Raw genomic sequence first — 18986 nt, 5'->3', positions numbered from 1 at the left:
CGGAGATTCACATGCGCATCCCCTCCCGCGTCATCGGTGGCGCCCTCATCGCCACCTTGCTGACCCAGCTGACGGCCTGCGGCACCCTGTTCTACCCTGACCGTCGCGGCCAGATCGAAGGCAAGATCGACCCTGTGGTCGCGGCCATGGATGCCATCGGTATTCTTTTCTACGTGCTCCCTGGCCTGATCGCCTTCGGGATCGACTTCGCCACTGGCGCCATCTATTACCCTGGCGGCAAGAGCGCGCAGATCGACCCGGCCAAGCTCAAGCCGGCGATCAATGCCGACGGCCAAGTCGACAGGACCAAGCTGCAGGCTATCCTCGAAAGCGAGCTGGGCCAGCGCCTGCCATTGAACGACCCACGGCTGATCCAGCACCGTGGCAGTTTCGAACAACTGGCCAGCTACGGCCTGGTGCCCGCCGCTTGACCTGACCACGGACGATCCCCTGCGCATGACCGTCACCGCCGAACACCAACGCCTGCTGCGCCTGGCCACCCGTGCTTCGCTGAGCGTCGCCTGCATCCTGGTGCTGAGCAAGGCCGTGGCCTGGTGGCTGAGCGGCTCGGTCAGCCTGCTGGCCGGGCTGACCGACTCGGCGCTGGATGCCGCCGCCTCCTTTCTCAACCTGCTGGCTGTTCACTACGCACTGCGCCCCGCCGACGACGACCACCGTTTCGGCCACGGCAAGGCCGAAGCCCTCGCTGGCATGGCCCAGGCGCTGTTCATCGGGGTCAGTGCGGTGCTGATCGGGGTCCAGGCGGTTGATCGGCTGAAGTCGCCGGAGCCTTTGGGCGACACCGCCGCCGGCATCGCGGTGATGCTGCTGTCGCTGGCGCTGACCCTCGCATTGCTGGCATTCCAGCGCAAGGTCATCCGCGCGACCGGCTCCACGGCCGTGCGCGCCGACTCGCTGCACTACCGCTCAGACCTGCTGCTTAACGCCAGCATCCTCCTGGCGCTGCTGCTGGCGCGCTTCGGCTGGCCTCAGCTCGACGCCCTGTTCGGCCTCGGGATCGCCCTGTACATCCTGTGGAGCGCGCTGCAGATCGCCCGCGAGAGTACGGCGATCCTGATGGACAAGGAGCTGCCGGCCGATGTCGGCGAGCGCATGCTCGACGTGGTGCTGGCGATCCCGGGGGTAAAGGGCGTGCATGACCTGCGCACGCGGGTGTCCGGCAGCCAGTGGTTCGTGCAACTGCATCTGGAACTACCCGGTGAAATGCCGCTGCATGCCGCCCATGAACTGTGCGTGCAGGCCTCGCAGGTCATTCGCCAGCGCTATCCGCGGGCCGATGTGATGGTTCACGCCGACCCGGTGTAGCCCGCTAGCGCAAGTGCCGTATCAATTGACGCTGTAGCCGCGCCCGCTCAGGCACGCGCCCAATGCCCGCCTGTAATTGTCCGCCACATTGGCCGGCGGCGCATAGGTCGCAGTCGCCGGATCGAACCCCGACTGGCTCACCGCCCAGCGGTGGCACTCGTAGCGGTCCTGCTCCTGCTGCTCCGGCCCCTGGCCGTACATCGGGTAGGCGATCACATCATAGCCACTGCCCTGCTGCTGCGGTGCAGGCGCGACGCTGGGTGGGTTGACCACCACGTACTCGCGGCTGTCGGCGAGGTACTGGTAGTAGGTGTCGGCCACCAGGAAGAACAACGCACCACTCAACCACACCTCGCGGGCATAGGGCGGCAAATAGCCGACCCGCACACCGTAAGGCGGCGTGACCACCACGTAGCCGCCGCTATGGGGCCGATACCAGTAACCGCCGGAGTAGAAGTAGTCCTGCCCACGATAAGGCACCTTCCAGTAGCGGTCCGGGAAGCGATCGACGGTGTGCCCGGGGTGATACTGCGGCCCTGGCCCCCAGCCATTGCCATGACCATCGGGCCGTCCCGACCAATCGCCGCCGGGGCGCTGACCCGGACCACCCGCTTCCCAGTGACGGTTGTCGCCATAACGCCGGGGAATGTCCTGGTAGTAGCCCTGGCGCGGCGGTTGCGTCTGGCGCACTTCGTCACGTGAATTGAGCGGCGATCCGCGCCGTTCACCACCGCCCTGCTCCTGCTGGCCGCCATGACCGTCATGCCCGTCTCCGGGCCCTTCTGCCAGGGCCCCCAGGCTGATGCCCAGGCCCAGCACACCAACACCTGCCAACCGCCAGATGCGCGAACTCATGTTGTTCCTCTCGATGAAAACGCCTGCTTTACCGTTCGCAGTCTACTGCGCAGACCGCGACCGGCAGATGAAATAGCCGACAGCCTAGCGCGCCAGCAAGCCACGCAGCGTCAACTCCAGGGCGACCAGGGCCTGGCCGAGCCGGGTATCGCCGTCCTCTGCCTGGGCGATCCAGAACGCCGCCTCCGACAAGCTGCCATGTACCAGCGCCGCCAATGCCCAGGGATCGGCCTCGGCAACCACACCCTGCTGGACCAGCCCGCTCAACATCCGCTGTAGCGATGCAATGCAATGCTGCTGCGCCTCGGGGGTCACCGCCCCCAGCACGGCGCGCGCGTCACGCAGGACAATGCGCTGGATCTCCGGCTCGCGGGCCATGCGCAGGTAGGCCTCGCAACGCTGGCAGAAGCCTTGCCAGGGGTCATCGCAGGATGCGGAGATAGCCAGCAGACGTGCATCCATTTCACCATCGATCTGTGCCACCACGGCCGCCAGCAGGCCCTGCTTGTCGCCGAAATGGTGATAGAGCGCGCCACGGGTAAGCCCGGCGCGAGCAGTCAGGTCATCCATGGACGCCTGTGCGTAGCCTTGTTCGCTGAAGACCTGGCGGGCCATTGCCAGCAAGGCGGCGCGGGTTTCTTCCATCTCGGCGCGGGTGCGGCGAACCATGGCCTCTCCTTTACGTACAGTTCGTATGAATATTTACATTCAGCCCGTATGAATATTTAATCATACGCACTGTACGTATTATTCACGCCCCGCCTTGTCGTCGGCAAGCGGGCCGTCTCACGGAGGAAGCGACATGCCCAACCCTTATGCACACTTGTTCGTCCCGGCCGGAACCATCGGGTTCACCTTGGCCGGCTTGCTGGCCCGCCTGCCGCTGCCCATGACCGGTATCGGCATCATCACGCTGGTGGCGCAATGGCGCGGCAGTTATGCCCTGGCCGGCGCGGTGTCGGCCTGCTTCGTGCTGACCTATGCCGTGCTCTCGCCGCAGGTGTCACGCCTTGTCGATCGCCTGGGCCAGCGCCGCGTGCTGCCGCTGGCCGGTCTCTTGAGCGTGCTGGGGCTGCTGCTGATGGCCGCCTGCGCCTGGTGGCGCAGCGCCGACTGGCTGCTGTTCGTCGCCGCCCTGCTGGCCGGCTGCATGCCAAGCATGTCGGCAATGGTCCGGGCGCGCTGGACCCACCTGTATCGCGGCCAGCCGCAACTGCAGACTGCCTACTCGCTGGAAACCGTACTCGATGAAGTCAGCTTTATTGCCGGCCCACCGCTGGCGGTCGGGCTCAGCGTGGCGCTGTGGCCGCAGGCCGGGCTGCTGGCTGCCGCTTCACTACTGCTGCTGGGCACCCTGGCGCTAGCCCTGCAGACCGCCAGCGAACCACCGGTGGCCCCTGCCGAAACCTCGGCCAGACCTGACCTGCCGGCCTGGCGATGCGCAGGAATGCCTCAGTTGATCCTGCTGATGGTGGCAATGGGCATGATCGTCGGCACCGTGGACATCGTCAGCGTCGCCTTCGCCGGCGCACAAGGGCAACCGGCCGCCGCCAGCCTGGTGTTGTGGGCCTATGCCGTGGGCTCCTGCGTTTCCGGGCTGCTGTTCGGCACCCTGCGCTGGCAGATGTCGCTACCTCGTCAGTTGCTGGTCGGCGCACTGGCCACCACCCTCAGCACCCTGCCGCTGCTCCTGGTCGGCAATATCGCCCTGCTCGCAGCGGCAGTGTTACTGGCCGGGATGTTTTTTGCCCCGACCATGATCGTGGCCATGGCCCTGGTCGAGCGCAGCGTGCCAGAGCGTCAGCTGACCGAGGGCCTGACCTGGCTGCTCGCCGGGCTGAATGTCGGCGTGGCCGTCGGTGCGGCAAGCGCCGGCCAGTGGGTGGACGCCACGACAGCGCGCAGTGGCTTCGTGATTGCCGTGATCGGCGGCTTGCTGGTGTTGTTGGCGGCGCTGGCCGTGGTCGGTCGCCGCCAGGCGACGCCAGCGCAGGCGCAATAAAAAAGGGAGGCCTCGCGGCCTCCCTTCGGGAATTGTCGTCCGTGCTCGGCACTTGTGGCACCGGCTCACCTCGCGCCGTCTTCTGGACAGTGCGTAGCCCGGGGGCCTGGCGGATCCTGTTGGATGGCTGGCCGCGATCGCCCGCCTAGGGCGCGTCGCCGTGGACTGATGTCCGGGCAGTGATTCTGTTGATAAAGATAGGGCAGACGCTGGGGCAGAGGATTGCGAAGATTGCTCTGATAAATAGCGCTTGCGCAATTTTTCACTCAGGATTGATAATTCGCCGCAATCCGAACAGAAAAGGCCCTTTCCATGAGCAAGCTCGACCGCTACGACCTGAGCATCCTCGCTGAATTGCAGCGCGATGCGCGCATCTCCAACCAGGAACTGGCCGAGCGCATCGGCTTGTCGCCTTCCCCGTGCTCACGTCGGGTCAAGCAACTTGAAGACGACGGCTATATCTCGCGCCAGGTGGCCCTGCTGGACCGCAAAAAGCTCGGCCTGAGCCTTACCGCTTACGTGCTGATCGGCATGGACCGGCACACCCCCGAACGTTTCGAAACCTTCGAGGCGGCGATCCGCAGCCTGCCACAGGTGCTCGAGTGCAGCCTGGTCACCGGGATGGATGCCGACTATCAACTGAAGGTGGTGGTGCCGGACATGGACCACTATCAAAAATTGCTACTAGGCAGCCTGACCCGTATCGAAGGGGTGACCAGTGTGCGCTCCAGCTTCGTGCTCAACCAAGTGCTGGCCAGCACTGAGCTGCCATTGACCCACCTGCGTTGAATCCCTGCGCGCCCGGCGTATGATCGGGCTTTCCGCCTGCCTGGAGTAAACCGATGGATCCCGCCGTATTCGAAGAATGGATGATGATCGTCCTCGTCACCGTGCTGATCGCCTTCATGGGCTTCATCGTCTGGGACCTGGCGAAGAAGTCCAAGGCCGGCCGCTTCGGCACGCTGATCCTGTTCTTCGTGCTGGGCCTCGGCGTGCTGGCGTTCATCATCAAGAGCGTGGTGGTGGGGTTCCTGGAAGGGGTCTGACCCCCCCACCCGGGGCGGCGACTACAGCTTCGCCGCCACCTCCCGCCAACATCCCTGCTGCAACCCTTCGATCGTCCAGTCACCGATACGCACCCGCACCAGACGCAAGGTCGGCAGCCCCACCGCCGCCGTCATCCGCCGTACCTGGCGGTTGCGCCCTTCACGGATCACCAGTTCCAGCCAGGCAGTCGGCACGCTCTTGCGAAAACGTACCGGCGGATTGCGCGGCCACAACTCGGGCTCCTCGAGCAGGCGTGCCTGCGCCGGTAGCGTGGGCCCGTCGTTGAGTTCGACGCCCTCGCGCAGGCGCTGTAGCTGCTCCTCGCTCGGCTCGCCCTCCACCTGCACCCAGTAGGTCTTGGCCAGCTTGTGCTTGGGGTCGGCGATCCGCGCCTGCAGGCGCCCGTCATTGGTCAGCAGCAGCAGGCCTTCGCTGTCGCGGTCCAGGCGCCCGGCCGGGTAGATGCCGGGGATGTCGATGAAATCCTTGAGCGTGGCGCGCCCCTCGCCGTCGCTGAACTGGGTGAGCACATCGAATGGTTTGTTGAACAGGATCAGGCGCGGCTCGGCCGGCGGCGCCTTGGACTGGCGACGCGGGCCGGTGGGTCGCGCCGCAGGGCGACGCGGGGTGCTACGGGGTGGCAGGGGCATGGATCCTCAACGGAACGGCGGCTCATCGAAGCTACGCAGTTTACGCGAGTGCAGCGAGTTGAGCTCGGTGCGCAGCAGGTCGAGGGCGGCGATGCCGATCTTCAAGTGCTGGCTGACCGCGCGGTTGTAGAAGGCGTTGGCCGAGCCCGGCAGCTTGATCTCGCTGTGCAGCGGCTTGTCGGAGACGCACAGCAAGGTGCCGTAGGGGACGCGCAGGCGATAGCCCTGGGCGGCGATGGTACCGCTCTCCATGTCCACCGCCACGGCGCGGGACAGGTTGATCAGCGGGCGCTCCTGGGCCCAGCGCAGCTCCCAGTTGCGGTCGTCGTAGGTGAGCACAGTGCCGGTGCGCAGGCGCTTCTTGAGCTGCTCGCCACGCTCCCCGGTGACTTGCGCGGCCGCTTCCTGCAACGCCAGTTGCACCTCGGCCAGCGCCGGGATCGGGATGTTCGGCGGCACTACCCGGTCGAGGATGCCGTCGCGGCGCATGTAGGCGTGGGCCAGCACATAGTCGCCGATGGTCTGCGACTGGCGCAGGCCGCCGCAGTGACCGATCATCAGCCAGCAGTGCGGACGCAGCACCGCCAGGTGGTCGGTGATGTTCTTGGCGTTGGACGGGCCGACGCCGATGTTGACCAGGGTCACGCCATCGCCGTCGGCAGCGATCAGGTGGTAGGCCGGCATCTGGTAGCGGTGCCAGACCACGCTGGCAACCAGGGCCTGGGCCTCGCCGTTGTCCATGCCCTTCTCGATGACCACGTTGCCCGGCAGAACCATGCGCACGAAACGCGGATCCTCGCGCAGTTGCTCAAGGCCATGAGCGATGAACTGGTCGACGTAGCGGTGGTAGTTGGTGAGCAGGATCCACGGCTGCATGTGCCGCCAGTCGCTGCCGGTGTAATGCACCAGGCGCCGCAGGGAGAAGTCCACGCGGGCGGCGTCGAACAGCGCCAGCGGCAGGGTCTCGGCGCTTTCCCAGTCGTACAGGCCATCGGCGGTGTTGTCGGTGGCCGCCGACAGGTCGGTGCTGGGGAACACGCGTGCCAGCTGGGCCGCAGTGATGCCGCTGCCCGCCAGCTCATCGCCCTGGTCAACCACGTAGGGGTACGGGATGTTCTGCTCGCTGACGCCGACTTCCACGATCACGGTGTAGTCGTGCATCAACGGGCGCAGCTGTTCGAGCAGATAGCCACGGAACGCCGCGGGCTGGGTGACGGTGACGCTGTAGGTACCATCCACCTGGACCTTGGCGTAGGCGCGGGTGGTCGCGGCGACTTCGCCCTGGCTGGAATAGATGAGGCGCAGGGCCGGGTAGCGAAACAGCGCGCGTTCTTCGTCACCGGGCTCGGTGCGGTCTTTCAGGTAGCGCTTGAGGGCCTGGCTCAGGGCCCCGGTGGCCTGTTCATGCAAGGCCGCCAGACGGTCGACGGCCTGTTCGGGGGTATCAACGACTACAAACGCTTGGCTCACGCTGGGCTTCCTGTCTTATGGAATGCATGACCACCATCTTGCCTGCGTTGCAGGGTAAAAACACCCCCGCGATGGCGTTACCCAGCCCACGCCGGCGTGGCCCTGGCCACCAACGCCGCAGCATCCACCCCGCGCGGCAACGCACCATACACCCGCCCGCCAGCGCTCAGCCGGCTGCCGATGAAAGCATCGCTTACCGTGGCGTTGCCCGCCTCCAGCAACAGCTTGGCCTGCAACGCCACGGCGATGTCCTCGGTCAGCTGCCGGGCGCGGTACTGGATATCGCCGGTATCGGCAAAGGCGCCCTTGAGATTGCCGATGAACGCAGCCAGGCGTGGGTCGCCATGACCATCCCCGAGCTCAGTGAAAAGTGCCTCCAGCACACCCGGCTCCTTCGACAAGGCGCGCAGCACGTCCAGACACTGCACATTGCCCGAGCCCTCCCAGGTCGAGTTGACCGGCGCCTCGCGGTACAGCCGCGGGAGGATGCTGTCCTCGACGTAGCCAGCACCGCCCAGGCACTCGGCGGCCTCGTTGATCATTCCGGGGGCGCGCTTGCAGATCCAGTACTTGCCCACGGCCGTCACCAGGCGAGCGAAATGTGCCTGCTGCGGGTCGTCGAGCCGATCAAGCGCCTGGCCCATGCGCAGGCTCAGGGCCAATGCGGCCTCGCTTTCCAGGGCAAGGTCGGCGAGCACGTTCTGCATCAAGGGCTGTTCGGCCAGCACGCGCCCACCGACCTTGCGGTGGGCGCAGTGATGCGCGGCCTGGGTCAGGGCCTGGCGCATCAAGGCGCTGGAGCCGACCATGCAATCGAAGCGGGTCATGGCCACCATCTCGATGATGGTCGGCACGCCGCGCCCCTCCTCGCCCACCATCCAGGCCAGGGCGCCACGAAACTCCACTTCGCTGGAGGCGTTGGAACAGTTGCCGAGCTTGTTCTTCAGGCGCTGGATGTAGAACTGGTTGCGGTTGTCGTCAGGGCGGTGGCGCGGCAACAGGAAGCAGCTTAGGCCCTTGTCGGTCTGCGCCAGGGTAAGGAAGGCATCGCACATCGGTGCCGAGCAGAACCATTTATGCCCCACCAGTTCATAGGGCTGGCCCGGCCCGGGCGCGCCGACCGGGTAAGCGCGGGTGGTGTTGGCTCGCACATCGGTACCACCCTGTTTCTCGGTCATGGCCATGCCGATCGTGACGCCGGCCTTGTGCCGGTCGCCGACATTGCGCGGGTCGTATTCGCGGGCGAGGACCTTGGGCAGCCAGTAGCCGGCCAGCTCGGGCTGCAGGCGCAGGGCCGGCACGGCGGCGAAGGTCATGGTCAGCGGGCAGCCGGTACCGGCTTCGGCCTGGCTGTGCAGGTAGGTCATCGAGGCCCGGGCCACGTGGGCACCGTCCCGTGGCTCAGCCCATGGCAACGAGGGCAGGCCGTGCTCGACCGCGGTACGCATCAACTGGTGATACGCGGGGTGAAACTCCACCAGGTCGATGCGGTGGCCATAGCGGTCATGGCTGCTGAACTCGGGCTTGTGGGCATTGGCCAGGAAACCCGCCGCCATCAGCGGGCCACCGGCCAGGGCGCCGTAGGCGTCGATCCGCGACTCGGCCCAGCCGGCACCGAAGCGCCGCGACCACTCCTGCAAGGGCTGGTCGAGGCGGTAGAGGTTGGCACCGTCGAGGGACGGCGGCTGGTTGGTGACTTCGTGGGTTTCAGCGAACTGGTGCAGGTTCATCGTGGGCCTCCTGGATCCGGTCATGCCTGGATAACCCAGTGAAGCACCGCGGGCCGGTCAGTCAAAGTGACAAAACGGACTACATCGGAGGCACCTCTGTTCAGAAGCGCTCCAGGCTCGAGGCGGCACGCGCCGGTGGAGCCTGCACCTGTGCCACCTTCAGGGGCAGCGTCAGCTCGAAGCGACTGCCCAGCCCCTGGGTGGACTCATGGGACAACGTGGCGCCGATCAACTCGCTCAACTGGCGGCAGATGGACAGGCCGATCCCCAATCCGCCATAGCGCCGGGTCATCGAACCGTCCACCTGGAAGAAGCGCTGGTAAAGCACCGCCTGGTCCAGGTCGTCGAAACCGATGCCACTGTCGCTGACCGTGAGGCTCAGGGCCAGGCTGTCAGGTCCGGTACGCCGGCCACGGGCCTGCACGGTAACGCCGCCCTGGTGGGTGAACTTCAGCCCGTTGTCCACCAGGCACGCCAGGCAGCGGGCGAGCTTCTGCGCATCGCCGACCAGGCTGTCGGGCAGGTCGGCGGGGATGTCCAGGCTCAGGTACAGGCCCTTGGCCAGCGCCTGGCTGGCATAACCGGCCCGCAGTTCCTGGAGCAGCCGCCGTAGGCTGAACGCCGTGCCATGGTTGCGCAGGCGCCCGGCCTGTAGTTCGGTGAGAATGAGGATATCGTCGACCATCGCCATCATGTCCTGGGCCGAGCCGCTGGCGGTGCGATGGTACTGAGCCTGCTCGGCGCTCATGGGCAGGGTGTGCAGCAGCTCCAGCGAACCGATCACGCCGTTCATCGGCGTGCGCAGTTCGTGGGTCACGGTGGCGAGGAACTCGTCCTTGAGCCGGTTGCTGCGGGCCAGTTGCAGGTTCAACTGCTCAAGGGTGCGCCCAGTGTCGCGCAGGGCCTGGGCCTGCTGCTCACGCAAACTGTTGATGCGGTCGGCCAGGGCCAGCGACAACAGCGCCACCTCCAGCGCAGCGCCCAACTGACTGGCGTACATAGTGATGAACAGGTTGGGCAGATACCCCAGCACCATCAAGGTGTTGACCAGCCCGCCGACGAGGAAGGCCGTCCAGGCGATGATGAACCAGCGCGCCACGCGCAAGCCGCGCCACCAGGCATACAACCCGGCACTGAAGATGCTCACGGTGAACAACAGCGCCAGCAGCGTGGCCATGCGCAGCGCCACGCCGTAACGCAGGGTCACCGCCAGCACCATCACCAGCGCGCCGCCAGCCATCAACCCCTTCAGCAGGCGGTCAAGCCCACGGCTGAGGTTGCCCAGTTGCAGGAAGTGACGGGCGAACTGGCAGCCGAACAACCCGGCGGCGCCGATGAAAAATGGCGTGGCGGCGTTGGCCCACCAGGGGTTGTCCGGCCAGAAGTAGGCGATGCCGGCACCATTGACCGAGACCTGATAAAGGCCGAACGAAGCGATGTAGAGGATGTAGTACAGATAGCTGACATCACGCACGCTGAGGTAGAGGAACAGGTTGTACACCAGCATTACCAGCAGCACGCCGTAGATCATGCCCAGCACATAAAGGCGCGTGGGCTGGTCTTCCAGATAGGCCTGGGCCGACCACAATGTCAGCGGCGCCTGGATCGAACCCTGGCTGTGCAGGCGCAGGTAGGCGGTCGTCGCCTGGCCGGGGCGCAGTGGCAGTTCGAACAGGTAGTTGTTCTGGCGGATCTGCCGGCTGGCATAGGGCAGGGCATCACCCGTGCGCTGGGCCAGCCGATAAGTGCCCTGGGCGTCCGGCAGATAGAGCTCCAGATGATCCAGCGGCGGGTAGGCAAGCTCCAGCAGCCATTGACGCGGCGCTGCCGAAGGGGTGGCGGCATAGGCGAGATCGACCCGCAGCCAGAACACCGAAGTCGAATAACCGGCGTTGAGCACGTCATCGTGATGGGTATGGAAGCGTCCGGCGAATGCGGCGGCACTGACCTGGGCGATGCTGGCATTGCCATCGTGGTCTTCATAGACCTGCATGTAGCGGCCCAGCGGCAAGCGCCCGGTGGCGTCGTCGAATTCGACCGCTCCGGCGAGCAGGGGCAAGCAGCCCAGAAGCACAATCAGCAAATAGCGCATACAGCCCCAGCATGGCCTGTCCGGTCGCGTCGCGATTGCCTCCCTTCCCTTTGAGACGACATGATCCGGCAGAACCCGTTTATCGAGTTATCCGAGCACTCTAGCATAGCCTCTAGCACTGGCCATCAGCCACCTAGAAATTGCATGCAGAGGCTCTAGAACGCATGTTTCAGAATACCAAGCAGAACCAACCTGACCACTTGATCAGCAATTCTCTCGCCGCGACCGAACCGCACAAAAAGGTTTGGTGATAAGCTCGCCGACCATGAATACCTACAGCTCCCGCCCCGTTGTCCTCTGTCTCTCCGGCCACGACCCCAGTGGTGGCGCCGGGCTGCAGGCAGATATCGAAGCCCTGATCGCCCAGGGTTGTCACGCCGCACCCGCCGTGACCGCCCTGACCGTGCAGGATACCGTCAACGTTTCCGACTTCCGCGTGCTCGACCGCGAGTGGGTGCTGGCCCAGGCCAACGCCGTGCTGGCCGACTCCACGGTGGCCGCGGTGAAGCTGGGCATGCTCGGCTCGATCGAGATGGTCGACACCGTCGCCGAACTGCTGGCCGCCCACCCGCACCTGCCACTGGTCTGCGACCCGGTGCTGCGCGCCGGTGGCGGTGGCCGCCTGGGCAAGGACGAGGTCGGCTACGCGCTGCGCGAACGCCTGCTGCCGCTGGCCACCATCGCCACGCCGAACCTGCCGGAAGCACGCATTCTGGCGGAACTGCCCGAAGGCACCGCGGACGAGTGCGCCGAGAAACTGCTGCCGTTCTGTAGACACCTGTTGATTACCGGCGGTCACGGCGACGAGGTGGAAATCCACAACCGCCTGTACAGCCGCGACGGTCAGCAGCACACCTGGACCTGCCAGCGCCTGCCGGGCAGCTACCACGGCTCGGGCTGCACCCTGGCCAGCGCTCTGGCCGGCCGCCTGGCTCTGGGCGAAGCATTGACCAGCGCCGTGCGCAGCGCCCTGGACTACACCTGGCGGACCCTGCGCGACGCCGAGCAACTGGGCAAGGGCCAGTACGTACCGCGCCGCCTGCCCCTGGATTTCTGTTCCTGACTCGAGGCCACCCGATGAAGCTCCGCGGTCTGTACGCGATCACCGACAGCCAACTGCTGGCCGGCCGTTTTTTCTCCCACGTTGAAGCGGCACTGGAAGGTGGCGTTCGTCTGCTGCAATACCGCGACAAGAGCGACGATGCCGCCCACAGGCTGCGCGAGGCCGAAGCGCTGAAGACGCTCTGTGAGCGTTACGGCACCGAGCTGATCATCAACGACGACGCTGAACTGGCTGCCCGCCTGGGCGTCGGCGTGCATCTGGGCCAGACCGACGGTCCGCTCACGCCGGCCCGCGCCCTGCTCGGCCGCCAGGCGATCATCGGCTCGACCTGCCACGCCAGCCTCGACCTCGCGCAGCAGGCCGCCGACGAGGGCGCCAGCTATGTCGCCTTCGGTCGCTTCTTCAATTCCGTCACCAAACCGGGCGCGCCCGCCGCCAGCGTCGAGCTGCTTGAGCAGGCCCGCGCCCAGGTCAAGCTGCCGATCGCGGTGATCGGCGGCATCACCCTCGACAACGCCGCCCCGCTGGTCGCCCATGGCGCCGACCTGCTGGCGGTGATCCACGGCCTGTTCGGTGCCGACAGCGCGCAGGAAGTCACCCGCCGCGCCCGCGCCTTCAATGCCCTGTTCGCTTGCTGATTTCGAGAGAAGATCCCATGTCCCGTTCCGAAGCCCTGTTCGCCCAAGCCCAGAAGCACATCCCCGGTGGCGTCAACTCGCCGGTGCGCGCCTTCAAGAGCGTCGGCGGCACCCCGCTGTTCTTCAAGCACGCCGAAGGCGCCTACGTCATCGATGAAGACGACAAGCGCTACGTCGACTACGTTGGCTCCTGGGGGCCGATGATCCTCGGTCATGCCCATCCAGAGGTACTGGACTCGGTGCGTAAGCAGCTGGAGCACGGCTTGTCTTACGGCGCGCCGACCGCCATGGAAACCGAGATGGCCGACCTGGTCTGCTCGATCGTGCCGTCGATGGAGATGGTGCGCATGGTCAGCTCCGGCACCGAAGCCACCATGAGCGCCATCCGCCTGGCCCGTGGCTACACCGGCCGTGACGCCATCATCAAGTTCGAAGGTTGCTACCACGGTCACTCCGACAGCCTGCTGGTCAAGGCCGGCTCCGGCCTGCTGACCCAGGGCGTGCCAAGCTCGGCCGGGGTGCCGGCGGACTTCGCCAAGCATACCCTGACCCTGCCGTTCAACGACATCGCCGCCGTCGAGAAGACCCTGGCCGACGTCGGCCAGACCGTGGCCTGCATCATCGTCGAGCCGGTGGCCGGCAACATGAACTGCGTGCCGCCGGCGCCGGGCTTCCTCGAAGGCCTGCGCACACTGTGCGACAAACATGGCGTGGTGCTGATCTTCGACGAGGTGATGACTGGCTTCCGCGTTTCCCTCGGCGGTGCCCAGGGCCACTACGGCATCACCCCCGACCTGTCGACCTTCGGCAAGATCGTCGGCGGCGGGATGCCGGTCGGCTGCTTCGGCGGCAAGCGCGAGATCATGGGCTGCATCGCCCCGCTGGGCCCGGTCTATCAGGCCGGCACCCTGTCGGGCAATCCGCTGGCCATGGCTGCGGGCCTCACGACCCTCAAGCTCATCAGCCGCCCGGGCTTCCACGACGAACTGAGCGCATTCACCAGCCGTATGCTCGATGGCCTGCAACAGCGTGCCGATGCCGCCGGCATCCCGTTCGTCACCACCCAGGCAGGGGCCATGTTCGGCCTGTACTTCAGTGGCGCCGACGATATCGTCACCTTCGACGACGTGATGGCCAGCGACGCCGAACGCTTCAAGCGCTTCTTCCACCTGATGCTCGAAGGCGGTGTGTACCTTGCGCCAAGCGCCTTCGAAGCGGGCTTCACCTCCATCGCCCATGGTGACAAGGAACTGCAGATCACCCTGGATGCGGCCGAACGGGCGTTTGCCAAGCTGAAGTAAGGGTTTTCCTGTTCCGGCCTGTCGCGAGCGTACACCGCGATAGGCCGGAGCGAGCAACCCTGTGAACCCCATCACAACCCGCCACGTCCCATCCTGCTGTAGAAATTCGAGTAAAACTTTGTAAGGTAGGCGCTGCTTATCCCATAATGTGCCACCAGAGACATTGGCCGTAGCTTTGCAGAGGTAAGTCGATCCCCATGAACCGCACCGGCCGCGCCCTTACCCTGGGCTGCCTGTTGCTTCTTCAGCCCCTGCTGGCCCTGGCGGAGGGCGGTAATTCGTTGCTGATTCCAGCGACGGGCCGCTGTGCCCTCGATACCGCACCCGAGGACCTGCAGAATGCCCTGAAGGCCTGCGAGCAGACCGCGCAATCAGGGGATGCCGAAGCGCAGTACGAGCTGGGCGAGTTCTACTACAGCGGCACACCGCGCCAACTCGACAACGCGCTCAAGTGGTTCGAGAAAGCCTCGCTGCAAGGCCAGGCCCAGGCCCAGTACCGCCTCGGTTCGATGTTCTTCCACGGCGAAGGGGTCAAGGCCAACAACGTGCAGGCCTACATCCTGCTGAAGATTGCCGCGGTCAACGGTGCCGAAGACGCCCTGGACATGGCCGACGAAGTCACCGAGCAAATGCCCCGCGACGAGCTCGAGCACGCCACCCAGGTACTCGGCCAGATCTTCCGCAAATACCTGCTGGAACTGCAGAACGCCGAAGGACGCACGCCCTTCTCGCCCCTTCCCTGAACCGTTGCCCGGACCGACGCTGGCCCTGGCATCATCGATTCGTCAACTTGCCCTGCCATGCTCGACGCGCGGACCGGACGCCTCGCAGCGACCCTTGATCGTTTCAGTGCTTTCGCCACTGCCACTCAAGGGTTATTCTTGAGCTCACATTCATTGCCGTCGAGCGGCTAAAAACGACCTTGAACGCACCCATACAACCCCATCGTTTCATCCTCGAGCCCTTCGAGGCCCATCGTTTCGCCAACCTTTGCGGCCAGTTCGACGAGCACCTGCGCCTGATCGAACAACGCCTGGCCATCGAGATCCGCAACCGCGGCAATCAGTTCGAACTGATCGGCGAACCCAAGACCACCTCCGCTGCCGAACAGCTGCTGCGCCGCCTTTATCGCGAGACCAAGGCCAGCGACCTGTCGCCGGAAACGGTACACCTCTATCTCCAGGAGTCGACAGTCGAGAACCTCGAGAATCCGGCCGTCAATGAAGTCAGCGTCTCGTTGCGCACACGCAAGGGCAACATCCGCCCGCGCGGTGTCAACCAGCAGCGCTACGTCAAGGAGATCCTGGCCAACGACATCAACTTCGGCATCGGCCCGGCCGGTACCGGCAAGACGTACCTGGCCGTGGCCTGCGCGGTCGATGCGCTGGAGCGCGAACAGGTGCGCCGCATCCTGCTGGTACGCCCGGCGGTCGAGGCCGGCGAAAAGCTCGGCTTCCTGCCCGGCGACCTGGCCCAGAAGATCGACCCGTACCTGCGCCCGCTCTACGACGCGCTCTACGAGATGCTTGGCTTCGAGCACGTGGCCAAGCTGATCGAGCGCCAGGTGATCGAGATCGCGCCGCTGGCCTACATGCGCGGCCGCACCCTGAACAACAGCTTCATCATCCTCGACGAGAGCCAGAACACCACGCTCGAACAGATGAAGATGTTCCTCACCCGCATCGGCTTTGGCTCGACCGCGGTGATCACCGGTGACATCACCCAGGTCGACCTGCCCCGCGGCACCAAGTCGGGCCTGGCCCATGTGATCGAGGTGCTCAAGGACGTGCCAGGCATCAGCTTCACCCATTTCCAGCCCAAGGACGTGGTACGCCACCCATTGGTGCAGCGTATCGTCGAAGCCTACGACCGCTTCGAAGCCCGTCAGTCCAAGCCCGAGGCACCCGGCAAAGATGCTTGAACTCGACCTGCAACGGGCCACGGACGCCGCTGCCCCCGATGACGCCGCCTTCCGCCGTTGGTGCGAGCTCGCCCTGCGCCAGCGCAGCGCCGACTCGGAAATGACCATCCGCCTGGTCGACACCGCCGAAGGCCGCGAGCTGAACCACACCTACCGGCACAAGGATTACGCCACCAACGTGCTGTCCTTCCCGGCCGACGTGCCCGACGAGCTGCTCGACATCCCGCTGCTGGGCGACCTGGTGATCTGCGTACCGGTGGTCGAGCGCGAGGCCGCCGAACAGGGCAAGTCCCTGGAGGCGCACTGGGCGCACCTGGTCATCCACGGCTGCCTGCACCTGCTCGGCTACGACCACATCGAAGACGATGAGGCCGAGGAAATGGAAGCGCTGGAACGGCAATTGCTGGCGGAACTGGGTCATCCGGACCCTTACGCCGACGACGAAACCGAATCAATCACACACTGACACTGCAAGGATCACGAGTAACCGCCATGAGCGAAGACCGATCGAGCAACGGGCAAAAGTCCTGGCTGGGTAAGCTGACCCAGGCTTTTGCCCATGAGCCGAAAAACCGCCAGGAGCTCCTCGAGCTGCTGCGCGAAGCCCATCAGAACAAGCTGCTCGACAGCGAAGCGCTGACCATCGTCGAAGGCGCCATCCAGGTCGCCGACCTGCAGGTGCGCGACATCATGGTGCCGCGTTCGCAGATGATCAGCATCAAGGCCAACCAGTCGCCCCGCGAGTTCCTGCCGGCAGTGATCGATGCCGCGCACTCGCGCTACCCGGTGATTGGCGAGAGCCACGACGATGTGCTCGGCATCCTGCTCGCCAAGGACCTGCTGCCGCTGATCCTCAAGGAGAATGGCGACAGCTTCAACATCAAGGACCTGCTGCGCCCGGCCACCTTCGTGCCCGAGTCCAAGCGCCTGAACGTGCTGCTGCGCGAGTTCCGCGCCAACCACAACCACATGGCCATCGTCATCGACGAATACGGCGGCGTGGCGGGGCTGGTGACCATCGAGGACGTGCTCGAGCAGATCGTCGGCGACATCGAGGACGAGCATGACGTCGAGGAAGACAGCTACATCAAGCCGCTGCCCAGCGGCGACTTCCTGGTCAAGGCACTGACCCCGATCGAGAACTTCAACGAGTTCTTCGACAGCGAGTTCTCCGATGACGAGTTCGATACCGTCGGCGGCCTGGTGATGAGTGCGTTCGGCCATTTGCCCAAACGTAACGAAACCACCGAGATCGGCGGCTACCGCTTCCGCATTCTCAATGCCGACAGCCGCCGGATACACTTGCTGCGCCTGACACCGATCAACCGTTAAGGACGAACATGCGCTGGATCACCCGCCCCGGCTGGCCCGGTAACCTGCTGGCCATGGCGGCCGGCGCCTCCACCCTGCTGGCCCTGGCCCCCTTCGACATCTGGCCGCTGGCCCTGCTGTCCCTCGCGCTGTTCTATGCAGGGCTGCGCGAACTGAGCCCGCGCCAGGCCCTGGGCCGGGGCTGGTGCTTCGGCTTCGGCCTCTACGGTGCCGGCACCTGGTGGATCTACGTCAGCATGAACACCTACGGCGGCGCCTCGCCGCTGCTGGCGATCCTGCTGCTTTTGGCATTCTTCGCCTGCCTGGCCTTCTTCTTCGCCCTGCCCGCCTGGCTTTGGGCACGCTGGCTGCGCCGCGACGAGGCGCCGCTGGCCGACGCCTTGTGCTTTGCCGCCCTGTGGTTGCTGCAAGAGGCCTTCCGGGGTTGGTTCCTCACCGGTTTCCCTTGGCTCTACGCAGGTTACAGCCAGCTCGATGGCCCCCTCGCAGGCCTCGCGCCACTGGGCGGCGTGTGGCTGATCTCGTTCGCCCTGGCGCTTACCGCCGCCCTGCTGTGCAACCTCCATCGCCTGCGCGAGCGCCGTTCGTTCCTGGCCGTTGGTGTAGTACTGCTGGTGGCGCCGTGGATCATCGGCCTGGCCCTGAAGGATCATGCCTGGACGCAACCGGCGGGCGATCCGCTGAAGGTCGCTGCCCTGCAAGGCAACGTCGAGCAGGACCTGAAGTGGGACCCGGCGCACGTCAATGCGCAACTGGCGCTGTACCGCGACATGAGCTTCAGCTCGAAACCCGTCGACCTGCTGATCTGGCCGGAAACCGCCGTGCCGGTGCTCAAGGACCAGGCCCAGGGCTACATCGACATGATGGGCACCTTCGCCGCCGAACGCCATTCGGCGCTGATCACCGGGGTGCCGGTGCGGCAGATGGTTCACCACCAACGCCGCTACTTCAACGGCATCACCGTGGCCGGCGAAGGCGACGGCACCTACCTCAAGCAGAAGCTGGTGCCCTTCGGTGAGTACGTGCCCTTGCAGGACATGCTGCGCGGCCTGATCGAGTTCTTCAACCTACCGATGTCGGACTTCGCCCGTGGCCCCGCGGACCAGCCGCTGCTGCAGGCCAAGGGGTACCAGGTGGCCCCGTACATCTGCTACGAAGTGGTCTACCCCGAGTTCGCCGCGAGCCTGGCCGCACGTAGCGACCTGCTGCTGACCATCAGCAACGACACTTGGTTCGGCACCTCGATCGGCCCGCTGCAGCACCTGCAGATGGCCCAGATGCGCGCGCTGGAGGCCGGCCGCTGGATGATCCGCGCCACCAACAACGGTGTGACCGCGCTGATCGACCCGTTCGGCAGGATCACCGCGCAGATTCCGCAGTTCCAACGTGCGGTGCTGTATGGCGAAGTGGTACCAATGCAGCAACTGACGCCCTACCTGCAATGGCGTTCTTGGCCGCTGGCGATCGTCTGCATGCTGCTGCTGGGCTGGGCCTTGCTGGCCGGGCGCATCGCGCGAACCGTCTGAGGTACCCCTGGGGCTGCTACGCAGCCCATCGCC

At 65.5% G+C, this 18986-nt stretch carries 19 protein-coding genes; 13 read left to right on the top strand and 6 right to left on the bottom strand.

Features of this window, described 5'->3' with window-relative positions; translation table 11 throughout:
• Positions 1–11: 11 nt before the first annotated feature.
• Both pmcY and KSS90_RS03240 read left to right on the top strand, forming a co-directional pair.
• Positions 12–431, top strand: coding sequence for a periplasmic Zn2+ metallochaperone PmcY (pmcY, locus tag KSS90_RS03245; protein WP_217868169.1), 420 nt, complete (start codon positions 12–14; stop codon positions 429–431).
• Between the two features lie 25 nt (positions 432–456).
• Positions 457–1326, top strand: a complete 870-nt coding sequence (locus KSS90_RS03240) for a cation diffusion facilitator family transporter (RefSeq protein WP_217868168.1) — start codon at positions 457–459, stop codon at positions 1324–1326.
• Positions 1327–1347: 21 nt separating this feature from the next.
• Here KSS90_RS03240 and KSS90_RS03235 read toward each other — a convergent pair whose 3' ends face one another.
• Complete coding sequence (locus KSS90_RS03235; RefSeq protein ID WP_217868167.1) at positions 1348–2181, bottom strand: DUF6515 family protein; 834 nt, start codon at positions 2179–2181, stop codon at positions 1348–1350.
• An 84-nt stretch (positions 2182–2265) separates the two neighbouring features.
• On the bottom strand, positions 2266–2850 hold the full coding sequence (locus KSS90_RS03230) for a TetR/AcrR family transcriptional regulator (protein WP_217868166.1): 585 nt from the start codon (positions 2848–2850) through the stop codon (positions 2266–2268).
• A 133-nt stretch (positions 2851–2983) separates the two neighbouring features.
• Between KSS90_RS03230 and KSS90_RS03225 the strand changes: the two genes are divergently transcribed.
• From KSS90_RS03225 to KSS90_RS03215, 3 genes are all read left to right on the top strand, one after another.
• Positions 2984–4183 carry an MFS transporter gene (locus KSS90_RS03225; RefSeq protein WP_217868165.1) on the top strand — a complete coding sequence of 400 codons (1200 nt, stop codon included), beginning with the start codon at positions 2984–2986 and terminating at the stop codon, positions 4181–4183.
• Positions 4184–4495: 312 nt separating this feature from the next.
• A complete protein-coding gene (locus KSS90_RS03220) occupies positions 4496–4972 on the top strand; it encodes an Lrp/AsnC family transcriptional regulator (protein WP_011535815.1) in 477 nt (158 codons plus the stop codon).
• Positions 4973–5025: 53 nt separating this feature from the next.
• Positions 5026–5229: a DUF2788 domain-containing protein gene (locus KSS90_RS03215; RefSeq protein WP_011535816.1), complete on the top strand. Its 204-nt coding sequence runs from the start codon at positions 5026–5028 to the stop codon at positions 5227–5229.
• 21 nt (positions 5230–5250) lie between these two features.
• Here the strand turns inward: KSS90_RS03215 and KSS90_RS03210 are convergent, their stop codons facing one another.
• The 4 genes from KSS90_RS03210 to KSS90_RS03195 form a co-directional block, all read right to left on the bottom strand.
• Positions 5251–5880, bottom strand: a complete 630-nt coding sequence (locus KSS90_RS03210; protein ID WP_225933126.1) for a pseudouridine synthase — start codon at positions 5878–5880, stop codon at positions 5251–5253.
• A 6-nt stretch (positions 5881–5886) separates the two neighbouring features.
• On the bottom strand, positions 5887–7350 hold the full coding sequence (gene amn, locus KSS90_RS03205; RefSeq protein WP_217868164.1) for an AMP nucleosidase: 1464 nt from the start codon (positions 7348–7350) through the stop codon (positions 5887–5889).
• Positions 7351–7427: 77 nt separating this feature from the next.
• Positions 7428–9080, bottom strand: coding sequence for an acyl-CoA dehydrogenase family protein (locus KSS90_RS03200; RefSeq protein WP_217868163.1), 1653 nt, complete (start codon positions 9078–9080; stop codon positions 7428–7430).
• Between the two features lie 100 nt (positions 9081–9180).
• Positions 9181–11172: a sensor histidine kinase gene (locus KSS90_RS03195; RefSeq protein WP_217868162.1), complete on the bottom strand. Its 1992-nt coding sequence runs from the start codon at positions 11170–11172 to the stop codon at positions 9181–9183.
• A gap of 265 nt (positions 11173–11437) precedes the next feature.
• Here KSS90_RS03195 and KSS90_RS03190 point away from each other — a divergent pair, with 265 nt between their 5' ends.
• The 8 genes from KSS90_RS03190 to lnt all read left to right on the top strand — a co-directional run bounded on the left by KSS90_RS03190 (position 11438) and on the right by lnt (position 18953).
• Positions 11438–12235: a hydroxymethylpyrimidine/phosphomethylpyrimidine kinase gene (locus KSS90_RS03190; RefSeq protein ID WP_038707286.1), complete on the top strand. Its 798-nt coding sequence runs from the start codon at positions 11438–11440 to the stop codon at positions 12233–12235.
• 14 nt (positions 12236–12249) lie between these two features.
• A complete protein-coding gene (gene thiE, locus KSS90_RS03185) occupies positions 12250–12873 on the top strand; it encodes a thiamine phosphate synthase (RefSeq protein WP_217868161.1) in 624 nt (207 codons plus the stop codon).
• A 17-nt stretch (positions 12874–12890) separates the two neighbouring features.
• Positions 12891–14174: a glutamate-1-semialdehyde 2,1-aminomutase gene (gene hemL / locus KSS90_RS03180; protein ID WP_217868160.1), complete on the top strand. Its 1284-nt coding sequence runs from the start codon at positions 12891–12893 to the stop codon at positions 14172–14174.
• Between the two features lie 197 nt (positions 14175–14371).
• Positions 14372–14917, top strand: a complete 546-nt coding sequence (locus KSS90_RS03175) for a tetratricopeptide repeat protein (protein WP_139668306.1) — start codon at positions 14372–14374, stop codon at positions 14915–14917.
• 179 nt (positions 14918–15096) lie between these two features.
• Positions 15097–16095 (top strand): PhoH family protein, encoded by a 999-nt coding sequence (locus KSS90_RS03170; protein ID WP_217868159.1) that lies wholly within the window; start codon positions 15097–15099, stop codon positions 16093–16095.
• Positions 16088–16561, top strand: a complete 474-nt coding sequence (gene ybeY, locus KSS90_RS03165) for an rRNA maturation RNase YbeY (RefSeq protein ID WP_217868158.1) — start codon at positions 16088–16090, stop codon at positions 16559–16561. Before KSS90_RS03170 ends, ybeY begins: the two co-directional genes overlap by 8 nt.
• Positions 16562–16587: 26 nt before the next feature.
• The gene (locus KSS90_RS03160; protein WP_023630352.1) at positions 16588–17427 is read left to right on the top strand and encodes a CorC family transporter; all 840 of its coding nucleotides are present in this window, start codon (positions 16588–16590) and stop codon (positions 17425–17427) included.
• An 8-nt stretch (positions 17428–17435) separates the two neighbouring features.
• Entirely contained in the window at positions 17436–18953 is a 1518-nt protein-coding gene (gene lnt / locus KSS90_RS03155; RefSeq protein ID WP_217868157.1) for an apolipoprotein N-acyltransferase, read from the top strand.
• Positions 18954–18986 lie beyond the last annotated feature (33 nt).

It is taken from the genome of Pseudomonas maumuensis, from assembly GCF_019139675.1.
In the GTDB taxonomy this organism is placed as follows: Bacteria; Pseudomonadota; Gammaproteobacteria; order Pseudomonadales; family Pseudomonadaceae; genus Aquipseudomonas; species Aquipseudomonas maumuensis.
This window is presented reverse-complemented; position numbering and strand designations above follow the sequence as displayed.